The 18,903-nt window shown below is 56.8% G+C and carries 9 protein-coding genes; all 9 read right to left on the reverse strand.

Features of this window, described 5'->3' with window-relative positions:
- Nucleotides 1-59 precede the first annotated feature (59 nt).
- The 9 genes from J8E65_RS00435 to J8E65_RS00475 all read right to left on the reverse strand — a co-directional run bounded on the left by J8E65_RS00435 (nucleotide 60) and on the right by J8E65_RS00475 (nucleotide 18,893).
- Nucleotides 60-3,728: a multifunctional oxoglutarate decarboxylase/oxoglutarate dehydrogenase thiamine pyrophosphate-binding subunit/dihydrolipoyllysine-residue succinyltransferase subunit gene (locus J8E65_RS00435; RefSeq protein ID WP_210373381.1), complete on the reverse strand. Its 3,669-nt coding sequence runs from the start codon at nucleotides 3,726-3,728 to the stop codon at nucleotides 60-62.
- Between the two features lie 72 nt (nucleotides 3,729-3,800).
- Nucleotides 3,801-5,108 carry a GWxTD domain-containing protein gene (locus tag J8E65_RS00440; RefSeq protein WP_210373384.1) on the reverse strand — a complete coding sequence of 436 codons (1,308 nt, stop codon included), beginning with the start codon at nucleotides 5,106-5,108 and terminating at the stop codon, nucleotides 3,801-3,803.
- Between the two features lie 180 nt (nucleotides 5,109-5,288).
- The gene (ftsY, locus tag J8E65_RS00445; protein ID WP_210373385.1) at nucleotides 5,289-6,251 is read right to left on the reverse strand and encodes a signal recognition particle-docking protein FtsY; all 963 of its coding nucleotides are present in this window, start codon (nucleotides 6,249-6,251) and stop codon (nucleotides 5,289-5,291) included.
- 3 nt (nucleotides 6,252-6,254) lie between these two features.
- Nucleotides 6,255-6,866, reverse strand: a complete 612-nt coding sequence (locus J8E65_RS00450) for a CDP-alcohol phosphatidyltransferase family protein (protein ID WP_210373387.1) — start codon at nucleotides 6,864-6,866, stop codon at nucleotides 6,255-6,257.
- A gap of 113 nt (nucleotides 6,867-6,979) precedes the next feature.
- The gene (locus tag J8E65_RS00455) at nucleotides 6,980-8,818 is read right to left on the reverse strand and encodes a glycoside hydrolase family 13 protein (protein ID WP_210373388.1); all 1,839 of its coding nucleotides are present in this window, start codon (nucleotides 8,816-8,818) and stop codon (nucleotides 6,980-6,982) included.
- An 18-nt stretch (nucleotides 8,819-8,836) separates the two neighbouring features.
- Nucleotides 8,837-11,806 carry an alpha-amylase family glycosyl hydrolase gene (locus J8E65_RS00460; RefSeq protein ID WP_210373390.1) on the reverse strand — a complete coding sequence of 990 codons (2,970 nt, stop codon included), beginning with the start codon at nucleotides 11,804-11,806 and terminating at the stop codon, nucleotides 8,837-8,839.
- A 115-nt stretch (nucleotides 11,807-11,921) separates the two neighbouring features.
- Nucleotides 11,922-13,973 (reverse strand): T9SS type A sorting domain-containing protein, encoded by a 2,052-nt coding sequence (locus tag J8E65_RS00465; RefSeq protein ID WP_210373392.1) that lies wholly within the window; start codon nucleotides 13,971-13,973, stop codon nucleotides 11,922-11,924.
- 34 nt (nucleotides 13,974-14,007) lie between these two features.
- Nucleotides 14,008-15,048, reverse strand: a complete 1,041-nt coding sequence (locus tag J8E65_RS00470) for a PorV/PorQ family protein (protein WP_210373394.1) — start codon at nucleotides 15,046-15,048, stop codon at nucleotides 14,008-14,010.
- A 5-nt stretch (nucleotides 15,049-15,053) separates the two neighbouring features.
- A complete protein-coding gene (locus J8E65_RS00475; protein ID WP_210373396.1) occupies nucleotides 15,054-18,893 on the reverse strand; it encodes a fibronectin type III domain-containing protein in 3,840 nt (1,279 codons plus the stop codon).
- Nucleotides 18,894-18,903: the final 10 nt, after the last annotated feature.

Consider the following 18,903-nt stretch of genomic DNA (forward strand, 5'->3'; position numbering starts at 1 on the left):
AGCCGTTGCTGGAGCGACCTGCGGAGGAGTAGGTCGCTTTTTTATTTCTGGGGGTTGGGTTATTCCAAGCTTAGGGCCATACGCACGATCCGCTCCTGCTCCAGCTGATGTACTTTAGCACTGCCGGTAGCAGGACTGGCACTTTCGGGTCGGCCAATATATCGCACACGCCGGCTGCAGTCGCCATGGAGCGTTTCTAAAAGGGCATTTAGGCGTGGCTGCATGTAGGTCCAAGCCCCCATATTTGCCGGTTCCTCTTGCACCCAGACCACCTCTTTCACGTCCCGATAGCGGGCTAATTCGGCCTGCAGGGCGGCTTTCGGGAAAGGATACAGTTGTTCTATGCGAAGCAGCCCGATCTGATGGCGACGCATCTCGTCCGCCATCAGGGCCTCGAGCAGGTCATAGTAAACCTTTCCGGTGCAAAGGATAAGTCGGCGGGTTGCTGCAGGATCGGTTTCGGCCGGATAGATTTCATGGAAGCGGCCGTTCCAAAGCTCTTCCGGTGTTGATACAGCCAGCGGATGCCGCAACAGGCTCTTGGGGGTCATCAGGATGAGCGGCTTTTTAACCGGCATCCGCGCCTGTCGCCGCAGCACGTGGAAGTAGTTGGCGGGTGTAGTGAGGTTGCCCACGATGATATTCTGCTCAGCACATAGCTGCAGGAAGCGCTCCAGGCGGGCGGAAGAGTGTTCTGGTCCCTGCCCTTCGTATCCATGGGGCAATAGGCAAACCAACCCCGAGTGCTGACCCCATTTTTCTTCGGCTGCTGCAACAAACTGGTCAAAAATAATCTGGGCTCCATTGGCAAAATCGCCGAACTGGGCCTCCCAGAGCACTAGGGTTTCTGGTGAAGCGACCGAGTAGCCGTATTCAAAGCCACAGACAGCATATTCTGACAGCAGACTGTCGTAGATGAGCAATTCGGCCTGGCCTTCACGGATATGGTTGAGCGGGATGTACTCCTCGCCAGTTTCCTGATCGTACAGGACGGCGTGACGCTGACTAAAGGTACCTCGCCGCGAATCTTGGCCACTCAGACGTACCGGCGTACCTTCCAAGAGCAGCGTGCCAAAAGCCAAGGCTTCGGCAAAAGCCCAGTCGATTTTCTTTTCTTTGTAAAAAAGCACATCCCGTCGCTTAAACTGCCGTTCCAGCTTGGGGTGAATGTGGAAGTTTTCAGGAAGCTGGACCAAGGCCTGCACCACCGCTTCTAGGTCTTCTTGACGGGCAGCCGTTTCTACCTCAGGCAGGGGAGGCTCTTCTTCGGCCTGCTCGTGCAACCGTTGCAACACGGCGCCGGGGTCTTTTTCTTTGAGGTGTTGCGTACGCTCAAAAGCCTCTTGCAGCCGGGCCTGATAGTCGTCGAGCATCTGCTCGGCTTCCTCGGGCTTCATGTCACCCCGCCGGAGTAGCATTTCGGTGTAAAGCTTACGGACCGAGCGTTTTTGGGCGATTTTCTTATACAGCAGCGGCTGCGTGTAGGTAGGCTCGTCGGCTTCGTTGTGGCCGTGCACGCGATAGCAGATGAGATCGATGACCACGTCTTTGTTGAAAACCTGCCGGTAATCAAGCGCCAAACGGGCTACACGTACGCAGGCTTCTGGATCGTCGCCATTAACATGAAAGATCGGCGCCTGAATCATGCGGGCAATGTCCGTTGCATAGGTTGAGCTGCGGGCATCGGCAGGGGTGGTAGTAAAGCCGATCTGGTTATTGATCACAATGTGGATTGTACCGCCGGTTTTGTAGCCGCGCAGCTGGCTTAGGTTGAGCGTTTCGGCCACTACGCCTTGGCCTGCGAAAGCCGCATCCCCATGGATAAGAATCGGGATCACCGCGTCGTAGTAATCGCCTCCTGGGGCATCGGCACGCCGGCGGCGAAGCTGGTCTTGCTTGGCCCGCACCATGCCTTCTACCACCGGATCGACCGCTTCGAGGTGGCTGGGGTTCGAAGCGAGCGTAATTTTGACCACAGCACCACTGGGGGCGCGGTGCACCCCTTTGGCCCCTAGGTGGTACTTCACATCGCCTGAACCCTGGATGGTGTTCGGGTCGATGCTGCCTTCAAACTCAGAGAAGATGACCTCGTAGGGCTTGCCTAAGATATTGGCCAGCACGTTCAAACGGCCGCGATGGGCCATACCGATAACCACTTCTTCAACTTCCTGATCGGCCGCATCCGACAGCATCGCATCCAAAATGGGGATCAGCGACTCGGCTCCTTCGAGCGAAAAGCGCTTATGCCCGATGTATTTGGTATGCAAGAAGCGCTCAAAGGCCTCGGCCGCGTTGAGCTTTTGGAGGATGCGTCGCCGCATCTCGGGTGAAATGGGATCAGCCGCACGTACGGGCTCAATGCGTTCCTGCAACCAGCGGCGCTCGGTAGGGTCCGAGATGTGCATAAACTCAATACCGACCTTGCGCGTGTAGGTCTGGCGCAGAATGTCGAGAATTTCTCGCAGGGGGGCGATGTCTTTCCCTCCCAAGCCACCGGTGACAAACGTGCGGTCGAGGTCCCAGATGGTCAGCCCGTAGGTTGCAGGGTCAAGTTCAGGATGGTACTTCCATTCGTAGCCCAGTGGGTTAACGTCGGCCTGAAGGTGGCCGCGCACGCGGTAAGCGCGGATGAGCTGGAGCACGGCCGCCTGCTTCTGAATCATGGTCAATTCTTGGCCGTTCTCCAACCCGCCCAAAAGGGGCGTTGTGTCTTGAGCTAGACGATAGGGCTGGTAGGGAATGCCCAGATCAGCAAATACGCGTTCATAGAACGCGTGCTGCCCTTGCAGCAGCTCATCGATATAGGCAAGGAAGGCGCCGCTCTCGGCCCCTTGAATGACGCGATGGTCGTAGGTAGAGGTGATCGTCATCACCTGCGAAAGGCCTAGGCGGCTGATCATATCGGCGGGTAAAGCCGTGTACTCGGCGGGATAGCCGATAGCACCTACGCCCACAATCACCCCCTGGCCAGGCATTAAGCGGGGTACGCTCATAACCGTACCGATCATGCCGGGGTTTGTGATTGTTGCGGTCGTGCCCTGAAAATCCGTCACGTCTAAGCGGCCATCTCGTGCCCGAGCGACGATATCGTTATAAGCGCCCAGAAACTGGGCAAAATTCATCCGCTCCGCATGCTTAATGTTGGGAACCAGCAGCGTGCGCTTACCCCGACGCTCTAAGTCGATGGCAATGCCTAGGTTAATTGTTTTTGGCTGCACATGCATGGGCGTGCCATCATCCCGCCGAAACGTAGCATTCATCACTGGAAATGCTTTGAGCGCCTGCACCACTGCCCATGCGATCAGGTGGGTAAACGACACCTTTTCCCCACCCACATGGCGTTGATAGTCATTGATAAGCGCCCGGTTTTCGGCTAGCAGCCGGACCGACACTGTGCGCACCGAGGTCGCCGTGGGAATACCCAGGCTTGCCTCCATATTTTCGACAATCCGGGCTGCGGGCCCACGAAGCGGGTGGGCTTCGACCTCTTCAGGTGGCAATGCGGCTGCAACAGGCTCTGGTGCAGCGCCGTCGCCACCTGGGCGTTCACCTGATGCGAGGCGCGCTGGTTCAGCACCCGGGCGCATTTCGGGAGCTGCTACAAACGACTCACCCGGTTTGTAATCGGCAAAAAATTCCCGCCAGCTTTCGCTTACGCTTTCCGGATTTTCCAGATACTGGCGATACAGCTCTTCAACGTAACCGGTATTAAATCCTAGTGTGCTCACGGTAGGCAGTAGAAAGACCCCGCTTTTCGACTGTAGCTCGAACGATGCCTGCGCAAGAAGGATTCCAGAATTTTAGCGGATCCGTGAGCGTTCGTCCCAGACAGGCTCCAGCAGCTTGTAGTCGCCCTGACCGGTTTGGTCGATGAAGATGAAGCGGCGTCCCAAGCGACGATAGTGCCAAATTTCATAGGGTTGTGTTCCCGATCGACGCTCGATGAAGTCGGGTTCTCCAAAGAGCACGACAATATGCCCTCGATCGGTTTGCCAGCCTGGTCGCTGCCCGCTAAACTTACGATTTGCCAATGCAATGCGTGTGTAGTACTCTTCCATTTGCTCGTTGCGTGGCGTCCCAGGCGTGGGATCACGTTTTTTCCAGAATTCCAGAAAACGCTGCCAGCGTTGCTCGGGCGTTTTGCCAGAGCGGATGTAAGTCAGCTCTTTGGCTTTAGCAATGTAGCGGAGCTGGTCGATTGCCGCGTCTAGATCCTGCACGTAGGCCATCAATGGGTTCCAGAACACGGTAAACGGTTTTTCCACGGCAGCCAATAGCTCACCCTTTTCGGCCACGACGCGAAGACGCAGCAGGTAGGCCCCAGGGTCTAAGGGTTCCTTAAGCTCAAGCGGATAAAGGCGCGCCGTGCGGCCTGCAGGCAACGTAAGGACTTCTACCTGCTGCTCTAGCAGCACATAGTTTTCTGCACGGCCCAGGCCTAAAAGCGGTCCCACGATAGGCCAGCCCCGGCTTTGTTCAAGACGCAGCAGCTCATAGACGACGCGTCCCGCTTGCCGCTGCCGAGCGGCAAGCTCATAAAATATGGGCAGCGTGCGCGCGGCTATTGCACTCACTGCACCCACATAAGGCACCAACTGCTGTCGGTCAGGAGTGTAGGTTTTCAGGAGTAACGGATCACTCAGCGCTACTGGAGACTCTAGGCTCCGCACCTGCACATCCAGTGTTCGGGTAATTAGGCGTTGCGTTGCCCGATCCTCCAGTTGCACCACCACTTGGTAGCGTCCAGGCGGAAGGATAAACGAGCGGGTTGAAAGGTCAGCGGCTTCAGGGCTTTGCGTTGCTGCAAAGTCAGCCGTTGTTACACTACGCTGCCAGCTCTCGCGAGCAACAAAACGCCGCTGGTCGCCAGCTTCTAGCCGATACACTTCGGCCAGCAGTGCATATGTAGCACTAAATCCACCTTCGATGCGTAGAAACTGCAATGTGGCATAAGGGACTTGCACGTAAAGATCAACCCAGCGCTGCCCGGGCGGTGCTGGTGCTACTGTATGAATGGCTTCGATCGCAAAGGGGGCTTCGGGCTGCGCTTGCAGCATTCCCGCCGAGAGTCCCCACCAGAGCCCCAAAAAGACAGCCCAGCGTTTCATCGTTAACCCATCTACTGCACGCTTGACGGCAATAAAACGCGTTGCATTCCGCTTTATTGCTCAATTATCGTTACGAATGCCTCATGTCACGTAGTAAGATGGGTCAACGGTTAGGCATACCCTATCAACCGTTCAAAAAAGCAGCTGAACCGCACAAAGAGGAGATTGCAGAATCTCTTTCTAGACCAATACGCGACCAAACAGCGCTTCGACAAACTGTCGCCGGTCAAACACCTGCAAATCGCTGATTTTTTCGCCTACGCCAATGTATTTCACTGGGATTTGGAACTCATTAGAGATGCCGATCACAATGCCTCCTTTGGCCGTACCGTCCAGCTTGGTGAGCACAAGGCCGGTTACCTCAACGCTTTTGGTAAACTCTTCCGCTTGCCGAAGGGCGTTTTGGCCCGTTGAGGCATCCAGGACCAGCAAGACTTCATGCGGGGCGCCTTCGACCTGGCGAGCCATAACGCGCCGGATCTTTGCCAGCTCTTCCATCAGGCCGCTTTTGGTATGTAAACGTCCAGCGGTATCGATAATCACCACATCAACACCCCGGCTTTTGGCAGCAGCCAGCGTGTCGAAGGCCACTGCTGCAGGGTCGGCTCCGGGGTGCTGTTTAATGAGCGGCACCTGAGCTCGCTCGGCCCAGATTTCGAGTTGTTCGATAGCTGCAGCCCGAAACGTATCGGCTGCACCCAGCAGTACACTTTTACCCGCTTCGCGGTAGCGGTAGGCCAGCTTACCAATGGTTGTGGTCTTACCTACCCCATTAACTCCCACAACCATGATCACATACGGCTTATGCGGCAGCGGGGCTTCAAAATCGGCTGGGCGCTCCGAAGCATGGTCGAGCAACAGGCCCGCAATTTCGTCCCGAATGAGGGCATAAAGCTCCTTGGTCGAAACGTATCGGTCGCGTGCTACCCGGGCTTCAACACGCCGAATAATCTCCAAGGTGGTTTTTACCCCTACATCACTGGTGATTAGGAGTTCTTCAAGCTGATCAAGCACCTCGTCGTCGATCCGGTCCTTACCTCGGATCAAGCGATCGAGCTTACCAAGCAGGCTGGAACGGGTTTTTTCCAGGCCTGACTCCAGACGTTCCTGGTCTTGCTTCTTAAACCGATCCAAAAAGCCCATAGCCTACGATACCTCTGTAGACGCCAAAGCGGCTGCGGGGGGTGCCGCAGACCAAGCGCGCACAAACCGAATCACGTAGCGCAAAAACGAATAGCCCAGCAGTACCACTGAAACCCAAAGCAAAAAGCGAAACACTGGTGGATCAGCCCCAAGCAATGCAGCCAGCATTGTCAAGGCCAGTACGGTCACAGCTACTTTGCCAATCCAAATGCTCATGTAGACCCGCTGCGTGCGATGGGCCAGCAGTACGCCGCCCAGCACAATCAGCGCATCACGCAATACCACAAACGCAAAAAACCAAAACGGTAAGTCGCCCCGTACCACCAGCGCCATCGATACCAACCCGGCCGTCACCTTGTCGGCTAGCGGATCGAGCACCTTACCCCACTCTGAGACGGTATGGGACCAGCGAGCCACGCGGCCATCAAACCAGTCGGTGACAATGGCCAGCAGCGCTAGCACCAAAACCCAGGATAGCGGGCCGCGCGTCAGCACCAAATAGGCCAGCGGAAACGCCAAAACAAGGCGCAGCAGACTCAAAATGTTCGGAATGGTCCAAAATCGCCCTAAGGGTAACAGGCGAATGTTCGCAAACAGCGCACCCTGCTCCGGCATCCCGACTCCCAAGGTTGTGGATGGCGCGGGAAGCATACGCCGAAGCGCGCGTTAGGTTTGCTCTCAAACGACGGGTGCAGCCCGCGGCAACAGGCAGAAGGGTACAATGCACCTTACTCCTGTTGCAGCACCAGTCCAGTCAGCGGCGGCAGCCTCAGGTGCAGGGTGTCGGCAGCCGCATGCACGGCGTAGCCGTTGGGCACTGTAGCCAGTTGCACGCGATAGCGAGCTGCTTCTGGCAGTGGCAAAGTGACTTGCCGGTCTGTTTCGTCGCGGTTCAGCACCACCAGCACCTTTTCTTTGTCGAGCGTGCGCTGGAAAACCAGCAGGCCTCCTTCAGCCATAAGAACTGAAAACGTTCCGCGCCGCAGCGCAGGCGATTGTTTTCGTAAAGCTATAGCCTGCTGGTAAAACTGAAACAGTGTGCTGTCGAACCGCACGGGATCGGGCTGCCGAGGCCTTCCCAGCGGATCTGAGACTTCGTCGGCGTACTGCAGCTCGGGCCAGACCATCGGCTTGCGAACGTCGGGGTCGTCGGCACCCCACATACCAGCCTCTGTGCCGTAGTAGATCATGGGTGCACCAACGTATGTCATCTGAAAGAGCGCCACCAGGCGCTGAATCGCTCGCGCAGTGGCATCGGGGGCTTGCACCTTGTAGTCCGGGTTGTGTCGCGGAGAGTTGTGACGATCGTACCCAAACTGCTCCCGGCGAATATGTGCTGGATCACGGTTGACGATCATCGAGGCTAAGCGATCGGTATCATGCGAATCGATTAGGTTTTGCATTGCATATTGTACCGCCAGCGGATAGCGGCTGCGCCGCTCGTCCAGCAAACGCGCAAAAGCCGGCGCATCCAGACCGTAATCGATCAAGAAGGCTTTCACCGGAAAAGCGAAAGCAAAGTAATTCATTGTGGCAGAAAAACCGCCCTGAACGATAATATCACGGGCATCCTGCCAAAGCTCGGTGACGGTGTAGGCGTTCGGGTTAAGCTGGCGCACGTAGGCATTCCAGTCGGCCCAAAAGCCCACAGGCACCTCGTTTGTTACATCGAGCCGCCAACCGTCGATGCCATCTGAGGGGTCGCCATCGCCGTTGGGGTCCATCCAGCGCGCTGTCGCGTGGAAAATATAGCGCTTAGGTCCTGGATGCAGGTCCGTACCTGCTGCGTTGTCGGCAAAAACCGGCAGCGTCTTGACACCCCACCAACCTTCGTAGTCAAACTCGTTCGTGTCGGGTGTGGCCGGGTCATCGAAACGGCGAACAATATACCAATCTTTATAGGGGGAGTCCTGCTGCCGTGCCCGTAGATCTGCAAAGGCAAAAAAGTCGCGCCCCGTATGATTAAAGACGCCATCGATGATTACGCGCATGCCGCGCGCATGGGCTTCCTGGATCAGGCGCAAAAAAAGACGGTCAGCTGCGGTCCAATGCCAGGTGCTCGGATCCTCGGTTTCTTGGGCCATCAGAGCCAGATCGCCCTCGGGATCGGGCCCAAAGTAAGGATCGATGTGGTGAAACGTATTGCCGTCATATTTGTGGAGCGAGCGGGCATAAAATACGGGATTAAAGTAAAGTGCTGTAACACCCAGATCTTTGAGATAGTCCAACCGATCGATCACGCCCTGCAGATCGCCTCCATAGCGCCGATGGAAAACGGCATAGCTTTCGTAGAAGTCTTCACCCATTTCGCGCTCCCAGTCGTCTCGTGCATACCAGTCGCCCGTCCAGGGGGAAAGACGCCATGAGGCTGGCGCAGCTGGCAGGGCCGGCGGGTACTCAAGCGAAGCGCGGGTAGGATCGTTCGTCGTGTCGCCATTCCAGAAACGTTCGGGGAAAATTTGATACCAAATGGCATCGGCAGCCCAATCGGGTACGTTAGCTTCTTTCGGGGCTTGCATTGCACATCCGACAAGCAGCAGTGCAACAAGGAAGGAGGCTTGACGCATAATTCTAGCAGGTTGGGATCAAGGGGCATACAGGACAAAACGGGTTTCGATGCGCGCGGCTGTCTCGAGCCGGACCAAGTATGCGCCCGAGGCTAACGCGGTAGGCGTCCAAGCCACTTCGTGCAAACCGGCCGGCTGTAGCGCATCCACGAGGGTGGCTACGCGACGGCCTAGGAGATCATAGACGATAAGGCGTACCGGCCCTGGCTCTGCAAGGGCATAGGTCAGCGTGGTGCTCACCCGAAACGGATTGGGGAAGGGGGCTTCAAGCCGCGTCTGCGTCGGCCGCCCTTCCTGCTGTAAGAGATCTAGCCCTACGGTAATCAGCCCAGGCTCGGCCTGCCCCACATAGCGATTTGTGTAGAGCCGGAACTCTCCAGGCAGCAGGCTAATGGACGTGTTCGGGTCGCTTATTTCCAACGAGTCGCCGCGGAAATAGTCGTACCACGTCCCTGTTTGGGGAAACGTAGGCGTAACCGCAAGGGGCTCTAGGCCGAAGTTGCCCACGACAACCACACTCAGCTCCGGATGCGCCAGCGAAATCCAACGACCGGGCACGCCGTGCTGCAACCGCAGACGCACTTGCGTATCCGGACTCCGAAACACAGCGTACGTGCGCCGAAGCTTGAGCAGCTCGGCCCAGGTTTTGTACAGCTTAAGCCGCAGCGGGTCGCTTCGGTAGTCCCAACGAATGGGTTTCGGATCAACGCGGCCAGGCGCAATGGATGGGCAACGATCTCCGGCACCCTCCAAGCATTGCTCGCCACGCTCGCCATACCCATAACCCAGCTCACCGAACTGCCAGATCATCTTGGGTCCTGGTATCGTAAAGAAAAACGCTCCAGCGAGCTTTAGCCGATCGAGCGCCACCGGAAGCTGCCGTATATCGTAACTCCCCTGCTGCGCCCCATAGACCCGCATGCGATACATGAGCCACTGCTCATCGTGGCTTTCCATATAGGCAATCAAATTTGGCGAAGGGAAACCGCGGTTTTTAAAGTAGATTGCGGTCAGGTCCGACGAGAAAGTTAGATCATTTAAGTAGCCCATTACGCTCTGGCTAAACGGCCGGTTGAGGTTATGCCAGAGCAACATGCCCGCGCGGCCGCGATCTCGTCCGTAGGCAGCCAGTTCCCTCTCCTCTTGGTTATCTGCAAAATGCTCCAAGATGATGTAGGCTGTAGAATCGACCGACCAGATGGCATCGGCCATGCGCTTCAGCAATCGAATGCGGGAAGCATCATAAGCGCTCCAAGCACTTACGTCGTTACCTGTATACCTTTGCGTAAAGCCTTTTGAGAGGTCAAAACGGAAGCCATCTACGCGAAATTCTTCTAGCCAATAGCGGTTGGCCCGATCGAGCCAGTATTGGATATAAGGATGCTCGTGGTTTAAGTCATAAAAGACATTAAAGGGATGGCGGGCTGGGATGTTAATGAACGGATTGCTGGCTGTAGGACCGTAGAGCTGCACCAGGGGGGAACTGCCTGTAGCATGGTTGTAGACCACATCAAGGATTACCGCAATACCGCGGCGATGGCACTCGTCAATAAAGCGTTTTAGATCGTCGGCGGGACCGTAATACTTGTCGGGAGCCAAATGAAAGGCAGGGTTGTAGCCCCAGCTCACATTGCCTTCAAACTCGGCCACGGGCATCAACTCGATGGCATTAATGCCCAGGCGTTCTAAGTAGTCGAGCGTATCGATAAGCGTAGCGTAATCATGCTTGGCTACAAAGTCGCGTACCAACAGCTCATAGATCACCAGTTCGTGGGCTGGTGGTCGCTCAAAGTTGGTTACCTGCCATGTGTACCTCGGTGCGCCGGGCTGGAGCACCGCTACGATACCCTGAGTTTTTCCTGTGGGATAGGGTTTGAGGTTTGGATAGGTACTGCTTGGAATGAACGGATCATTCCAGGGATCGAGTACCTTATGGGCAAACAGGTCAGCCAGGCGCAGTTCGCCGTCGATAAAATACTGAAAAGCATACTCCTGCCCAGGGGTTAGACCATCGATGGTGATCCACCAGTGGACGCTATCGGGACGCGGCGCATCCCGGTGCATGAAGTAAGCAGGATCCACCTCCCAGTTGGTAAAATCGCCAATCACATAGACGAAAGCTTTGCCTGGTGCATAGAGCGAAAGCGTAACCCGCGTAGGGTCGTTTGGATCGTAGTTGATGCCGTCTTCAATGCCCGGTGGGCGAGGTTGATCGACAATCGACGGGTTGCGTACCGCATAAAACTTGGCAGTGTCGGCCTCTCCTAGTGCGTTTTCGGCCACAGCCCACACATCGAAGCGGCCAGGCGCGCTGAGCGTCAGCGCATAGCGCAGCGTGTCGCTGGTCGTCTGCGCCACCTCACTACCGTTGACAAACAGCCTTAGAGCGGTTAAGGTGGCACCGGTGCCTGGATCGGCTACAGCAACGACGGCAACAGTCGTGTCGCGTGGCGCAATCAGCGGGCGCAAGGGGGTCACATTAGGCGCAGCGAACTTAACAGCCAATCCCGGTGATGCGACATCTACGAAAATATCACGACCGCCCACGTCTTTCCCTTCACGCGAGCCGTCTGCATTCCGAAAGACAAACGCCAGTTTGCGGATCTGTTCATCATAGATGTTGTCCCACGGCGAAGCACCTGCTGGAGGCGTGGCGGAATAGTCTTGATAATAGGCCCGGATGTCCTCAATATGGAGGCGGTAGAGGTCCTCTCCAATGCGTTCCATGCGGATGTCCGCACGGTTTTGGCCCCAGTTGGCTTTCACGTAGCGCCAGTCGGTGTCGGTGCGACTTTCATTGGTGATGACGCCGGTGTGTGCATAAACGTCGCCGGTGTAGCCGGCCAGTCCGCCAGTACCTTCTTTGGCGTTGAAGTAAATTGTAACGGGTCGGTCTAGCCGCACCACCACGGGATCGGTCCAAACCACCTGGGCTGCGCTGGGGAGCACCCAGGTCCAAAGCAGCAGTACAACAAAAACCCTACGCATGCCTATGCTTTCGCGTTAAGCCCACCGAAGGCCTTGTGTGCTTTTGGGATAAAAATGGGCGGGATCGGGGCCGCCGGACCTATCAAACCCCGACCCCGCCCTCACGGCATCCGGTTTACCGGACGATCATCATTTTCTGCGCGTAGATCCCCGAAGGCGTCTCCAACCGATAGATATAGACGCCGTTCGACAAGCCTGCAGCCTCGAACGTGACGCGGTAAGTGCCTGCTGGCTGCACCTCATCGACCAGCGTGGCAATTACCCGTCCAAGCAAGTCATAGACGCGCACGCGCACCGGCTGCGTCTCGGGCAGGGCATACTCGAACGTGGTGCGATCGGCAAACGGATTCGGGTAGTTCCGCCCAAGCGCAAACCGCTCAGGCCGGCTGCCCGCTATTGGCTCAACTGCGGTCGGCGACGTGCCGGCCTCATAGCAGAGATCCTGGATGTCTTGCGGAAGCGAGGCTACATTGGCCGTCGGATTGCATTCGAAGGGAAGCGCACCGCTTTCCTGGAACGCGACCAGCGGCATGGTATAGGCACTCGGCCAGTTCTTGGCTGCCGAAGGCAGAATGTACTGGTAGCGCCGACGACCGGGGCCAAAGCCGCCTTCCCCTTCGTCAACAAAGCCATCCAGCATATTACCGTAGCGATAGCGGAAGCCAACGCCATTGTAGGTCGGTCCACTCACCGTCAGCGTGCCCGTGTAGATCAAATCGCCGTTTTCGTCTGCAAGCAGCAGCGGCTGAAGGTCACTTAGTCCTCGCGGACGGGCCTGCGTTAACCGCCAAAGTGGGTCTTCAAAAACCACATACACGCTGTCTTTTTGCGGATCAAAGGCCCGCTTAACCCGGAAGGTGAGCGCCGGATTCATATCAACCTGGAAGGTCACCTCGACCTGCGTTCCAGAAGGGATCACATTGCCCTCCCGCACGTCGTTGAAGAACTGGATACCTAGGTCGAGCGGGTCATCTCCCGTAAACACAAACCGTCGGTCGCTACCGCCGTAGTCTAGCGGCTCTTCCCAGCCCTGTGGCCAGTCTGAAGGCGCATAGTCCACATAGAATTTGTACTTGAACTGGGTGCCAGTGAAGGCCGTTAGCGGGATCGAAGTCGTGTATTGGGTAGGATCGACCGACTCGAACAGAGCGCAAGCATCTGGGTTGCCTACTTCCAGGCAGTTCCCCCAGCCGTTGAAATCACCCCGTACAATAATCGTGTCTCCACGCTGCTTGTCAAAAAGGCCAGCCCCCACTAGAGGATCGATATCGACCGTAAAGATCACCTCAGCAGTGACGCGACGCACGCCGGTCAGGTCGACGGGCTTCGTATTGCCATAATAGACCCAGTGCAGCGTGGTGTCTTGTGCCGGAATCACAAAGGAGCGGTTCCCTGTGAGCCTACCTTCTTCCCAACCATTAGGCTCAATGAAGAACTTGTATTCCTGGCGCGTGCCGGCCAGCGAAGCGGGATAGTAAGCTACACCAGAAAAGAGGTGGTAGCCCGGTTTGGTAATGTCGTTGGATTCGCGTTGCAGGATTACCTTTGTCGTGCTCCAGTCCAGCGGACCAGCATTATTGAGCGGGTCACCCCGCACGCCAACCACAATGTTGGCTGCCTGGGGGTCGTAGCCATCGGCTGCGCCTTCCTCAGTGCTCACGTAGACGCGGAACCACACTGCGACGGTGTCTGGCTTTTGTACCCAGGGCCGCCAGCTATAGTCCCGATCTGCTCCCTTCTCAAAATAATGGAGCACCAGCGTCGTGTCGCCGCTACCGGCTGCAAGCACATGATTTCCGCCATCTTCCCAGCCACCGATGCCTACCGCTTCGGCCTGGCTGGAGAAGAATTTGAACTCCAATCGTTCATTTTCTGGGATTTGGAAGCTGATTTGCCAATAATCGCCGCCGAGGTTGGTGGGCCTAAGCGTAGTGCGGTCGTCCCAGGAGATTACGTTTCCATCAGGCAGCGTAAAGGGCCAGTCCTGGTTTGTAATCTGGCCACGCACTTGAATGAGTCCATCGGCCGTGCCCGTAGTGTCGGGCAAGGTGGCCGTGTTCAGGCGGAGCGTCACCGTGCGCTGCGCCAGCGCATTGCCAGCCATGAGCGCTGTTGCGAGCAACAGCAAGCTAAGGCGGCTGCCGAGTTTTCTGGTAGCGCTTACCATGGCAGTTTCACCGGTTGGTTTGTGGGGTTTATGGTCAGAAGGCGACCATCAGGGTAAAGCGGTTGACGCCGTCGAAGTAGCGCCAACCTTCGTAGGCATAATCCAAGGCCAACTGCAACGGACCAAAGCGATAGCGCAGTCCCCCACCCAAGGAGAAGGTATGTGCGCTGTCGGTTAGAAACAGTTCGCTATAGCCTCCACGCAGCAGGATGAGGTCCCCCAGTAGGCCCAGCTCGGCGCCCACGTTCACATACTGGCTACTGTTGCTAGGGCTGAGGGCATCGACAGCCAGCGTCAGGCGACTTCCGTTGCGCTGAAAGACCTCCCCAGCCAAGCCAATGCGCATGGTTAGGGGAAGGTCAAAAGGGTCAGTGCGCAGCTCAGCACGGTTGCTGGTGTTGTTGCCTTGGCTACTGGGGTCAATATCGACAATGGTTAGTAAATCGTCACCTTGCATGCGCATTTTGGTGCCAAAGTTGGTAATCGCAGCGCCCAGGCGAATGCCCCAGAAGGGTGTTACAAAGAGTGTCCCGAGGTCGAGCGCTAGGCCAGTGGCTGTCGAGTAAGAGATGCGCTCTGTGATGTACTTTAGCGAGCCGCCGATCGAAAAACGATCGGTAAGCGCCCGGCCGTAACTTAGCGCGAAGGCATACGAGGCAGCCGTGAAAGTGCGGCCTGTGCCCTCTTGTTGCTCGACGGTGGTCTCCTCCATTTCTGGTGTGCGTAGGGCAGTAACAGCTACGCCCACGGTGCCAGCTCCTAGCGGTGCGGCTACAGCCACGTAGTTCAGCGCAATATCGGCCAGCCATGCGGCATGCTCGGCCGTGAACATTCCCTGCGTCAGGCCGGCCAGCCCAGCTGGATTCCAATAGATAGCCGTAGGATCGTTGACCGAAGCGCTTAGGGCGTTACCCATAGCTGTAGCCCGTGCGCCAATGGGAATGCTCAGAAACTCGGCTGCAGCTGTGCCTGCGCGCGTGACCGTACGCGTCTCACTTGCAAACTGCGCCTGCACCGGCCTAGTGGCCAGCATCAGCAGGCCCAAAACCACCCCAATCGATGTATGTCCACGCATGGTGCTTATTTGATAATCGCGAAGGTTCCGGTTTTTTCGCCGATACCTGGCGCTTCCACGTGATAGAGATAGACGCCGTAGGATACTTCCAGTCCATCTTCGGTGAGCAGGTCCCACACGAGCGTTCCATTAAGTAGCGAAGCAGCGTCCAATCCATCGTTTGCCCCTTCATTTAAGCGCAATGTGCGCACCAGCCGTCCTCCTACCGTAAAGATGCGCACGGTAGCTTGCGGAGGCAGGTGAATAAAGTGGATCGCCCTAGGTCCTCGGCCCGTGGTGAAGGGGTTTTGCGCTTCAAACCGGTTGGTAGCGATGTAGGGGTTAGGCACAACCTGAATCTGGTCTAAAAGCTGCCGTGCGCGTTCTCGATCTACGGTCGGACCTTTAGCCGTAAACTCAAAAACGTCGCTGGAGAGGAATGGCTTGCGCGTAATGAGCGTGGCTACATCGCCTTCGCGCGGATTACGCCGGTCGGATTGGGTAAAGTCCAGCGAAATACGCCAGGTTACCCCTTCACGACCATCCGGTAAGGGCTCGATCAGCACCAAAAAGTCGCTCGCGGGAGGATTAGCTCCTGGACTGGCTGTAAAACGCGCGGGAGTGGTCGAAAGCACACCGCCGTCGGTATTGTCGCGGTCCAGGAAAGCAAACTTTACAGGCTGACCGGTAGCGATGTTGATGACGCGGACGTTGGTAGGCCGTGCAGGGATGGTTTGTGCTCCGATGCGAAGCGGCTCCGACATGACCGAGCCGTCGGCCACAATCTCAATCCGGTAATCGGCGGGATTGCGCAGCCCCTTGATGAAAGGAGGCTGCACAAAAGGCTCCATTACCGGCGCAAATACGTCTGGGTTGTTCCAGCCCGAACTTGCGCGATCTTGCACGACATAGGGATCTGGGAAAAAGATGAGCTGGAAGCCGTCTACTATGGGCACCTCCTGGCCTGGTTTAAAGGCTGTGGAGCGCCGGATGAGCGTATCGGGGCGCGCAGCGTCCGTAATATCGATCAGAGAGAAGTTCTTCGTCGTGAGCGTGTCGGGTGTGGTACGTGTACCGGCAATCAGGGTGTCTTCGAACACAATACGGTAGCGGGCGCCTTCGCGCACAGCCCGTGGGTCGATAATCTGATACGCAATGCGGCTTGTGGTAAAACCGGCTACGCGCGGCAAAAAGCCGTCTACGTTTTCCAGTTCTGCGTTGCGATAGCCAGCCACGGGCGCTGTAGGGGTCACACGCACCACGTTGGGCCCAGTTTGGATCGTTCCGTCAGGTAGCCGTCGAATGCGGATAGGCGTTTCGGTGGGTGCAATATTGATTTCGGCCACTCCGCGGTCGTAGGCTGTCACCGCGTAGTAATACGTGATCCCATTGGTGACCGTTGTGTCGACGAACACATGTCGAATGCCATTGTCATTGCCTAGGTAGAACTTGATCCCATTGATATCGATGGGATGAAAGCCCGTAATGCCATTTTTTAGGTCAAATTGGGCGATCGGCTTGCGGAAGGTTAGGTTACCAAAGCCGTCGGTAATCACCAGGGCATCTAGAAAAGCAGGATCGGTAGCCCGGTAAATCCGGTACCCTTCAAAGTCGCGGCCATCAAGACCGATGCTTTCCAAATAGGAATCGACGGATTCTTCGGCTTTGCTATCCCAGTAAAGCGTCACGCGGCCATCGCCGGGCACAGCTACTACGGTAGGCGTAAGCGGCGCCTGGGCAAACTGGTAGTCTTCGGCATAGGCGCTCAGTGCATAATCCCGCCCCTTAAGGGCTTCGCTGCGATTGGCAGCCAGAATGACCGCCAGCGAGATGCGCTCGATTTGACCTGCTGTCAGGGGGAAAAGACCGCTGGAGACCGCTAAGTCGTTATCCCCAGCCGGTGGGCGTTCTAGATCCAGAAAACCTGGTATCATAAACCGATTAAACAGCGTCTGGTCCGGAGTTTGCGTCAGGTTGAGCGAACCGGCTGGGAAGATGCGCACGTTGGTAATGCCGATTTGGTCAGACTCTGCCACGTCGGTCTTATCGATGTTGCGCTCTCCTGGGAAAGATGTACCTGCTCCCGAAGTAGGGCAGCTATCATCTTCTCCTGGATCTCCCGTATTGGGAACGCCGTCAAGTCCCGTGTCGTCGCGCAGCAGGTTCCAGTCGCCGTCGTTGTCGATACCATCATCGCGGCGCTCATCGATCATCTCGTCGATGTTCTCGTCGATCCCTTCGTCAACGGCCCCATTGCCGTCGTTGTCCAGGCAATCTTTGTAGGGTTTACCTAGGTCTTCCGGCCCTACCTGATGCAGGATGGTGCACCATTGCAAGCGACCGTTGCGGCGCACAAAGACCGGGTAGCGACCGTAAGGATCTTGCGCGGCCTGGTTGACCATTTCCTGGGTGACGCGGGGACTACCCGGCTCACCGCGACAGGGGTCCTTGGCAGCTGTATCGTCGTTGTCGATGCCGTCTTTGAACTTCATGCCTAGGTCTTCTGAACTCACATCGACCAGGTGTACCCGCACCCGCTCAAACCCGGGCAGATCGCGCAAGCGAACACCTTCGACAAGCTGATCAAAGAAAGGATCGGCCTCAAAAGCAGGGGGCCAGCGCCGCCAACGATCTGACGCGGCCTGGTCGATCATCTCCTGCGTAACAACAGAACTACCTTCTTCGCCATCGCCATCGTTATCGATGCCATCAGCAAAACCAACCCCTGGGCTAGAGCCTAGCTCGTTTGTAAAGGGGATATGGGAGGCATTTTCGTCGATCAAGCCGTTGCCATTATCGTCGATCCCGTTGAGCGGGTCCTCCCCCTCCAGGAACTCAGCCCGTACCACTGGGCTATTGCATTCGGCCACGGTGCAGTCTGGATTGCCCGTCGAGCCGTCGGCATCGTTGTCGATGCGGTCGAGGGCATTGCCTGGTGTTTCCAGGAAGGCAAAGGCAGCTACGCCGACAGGATCAGTGCCAAAGTTTTGATCCCCTACCCCGTCGCGATCGGTCATAAACGCGACGTCCTCAAGGATGTCAAAAAACGGGATGTCGTCTCCGCAGTCGCCACCTACGCAGTCAGCCAGCCAGATCGTAAAACCGACACGTTCGAGGTCTTCGGTGCCGTCGTTTTTAACTTCGTAAAGCAAAAAGACGACATCGTCAATTAGGATCTGGCTCCAGGCCATAATTCGGGAATCCACAATAAGCCCTAGGCCGCCACGTGAGGGATCTGTAGAGTCGGGCCGATAGGCGCTAAGGTAACGGTCATACTGATCGTCCCCAGCCTTAAAGAAGAACTCTTGATCGGCGTTAAAGATGTTTTTGCCAAAAAAGCCGTTCCAGGAGCCGCGCCAGCCGGGGTCGTTTCGGTCGGCCAGTTTATCGGGCCAGAAAGGTGGCCAGCTATCGGGCTCATCGCTTTGGGCAATGCCATAGGCGCTACCGGCCGGATTGACGTAGCCCTTGATCGGCTCAAACGTCCAGGAGTTGGTACCGCCAAAGCGATTCTGGCGGAAATCGGCCACATCCACAATGTAGAGCGTCTGTCCTGGGTTGGTGCCCGTATTGGCCTTTACCTGGGCGCCAACCCAAAGCTGGGTGAGCGCTACGTAGATGCGGCGCGTGTTTTTGGGCCACTCGTACCAGAAATCTCCAGGGTTGCCTGACTGCGCTGTTTGCAGCCAGTTGGTGATGGTAGCACGGACGTTATTGCCGTCGATATCGTCGCGCCGGCGCTCCAGTGGATCGACGCGTTCCTGGCTGGGCACATGTCGGCGTTCAATTTCCTGTCCATAAGCCCAATGGCTGATGGACCCTGTGATTAACCCGACCAGTAGTCCAAAGGTTAAGCGTTTACACATCAAGCGCATA

The sequence above is a fragment of the Rhodothermus bifroesti genome (assembly GCF_017908595.1).
GTDB lineage: Bacteria > Bacteroidota > Rhodothermia > Rhodothermales > Rhodothermaceae > Rhodothermus > Rhodothermus bifroesti.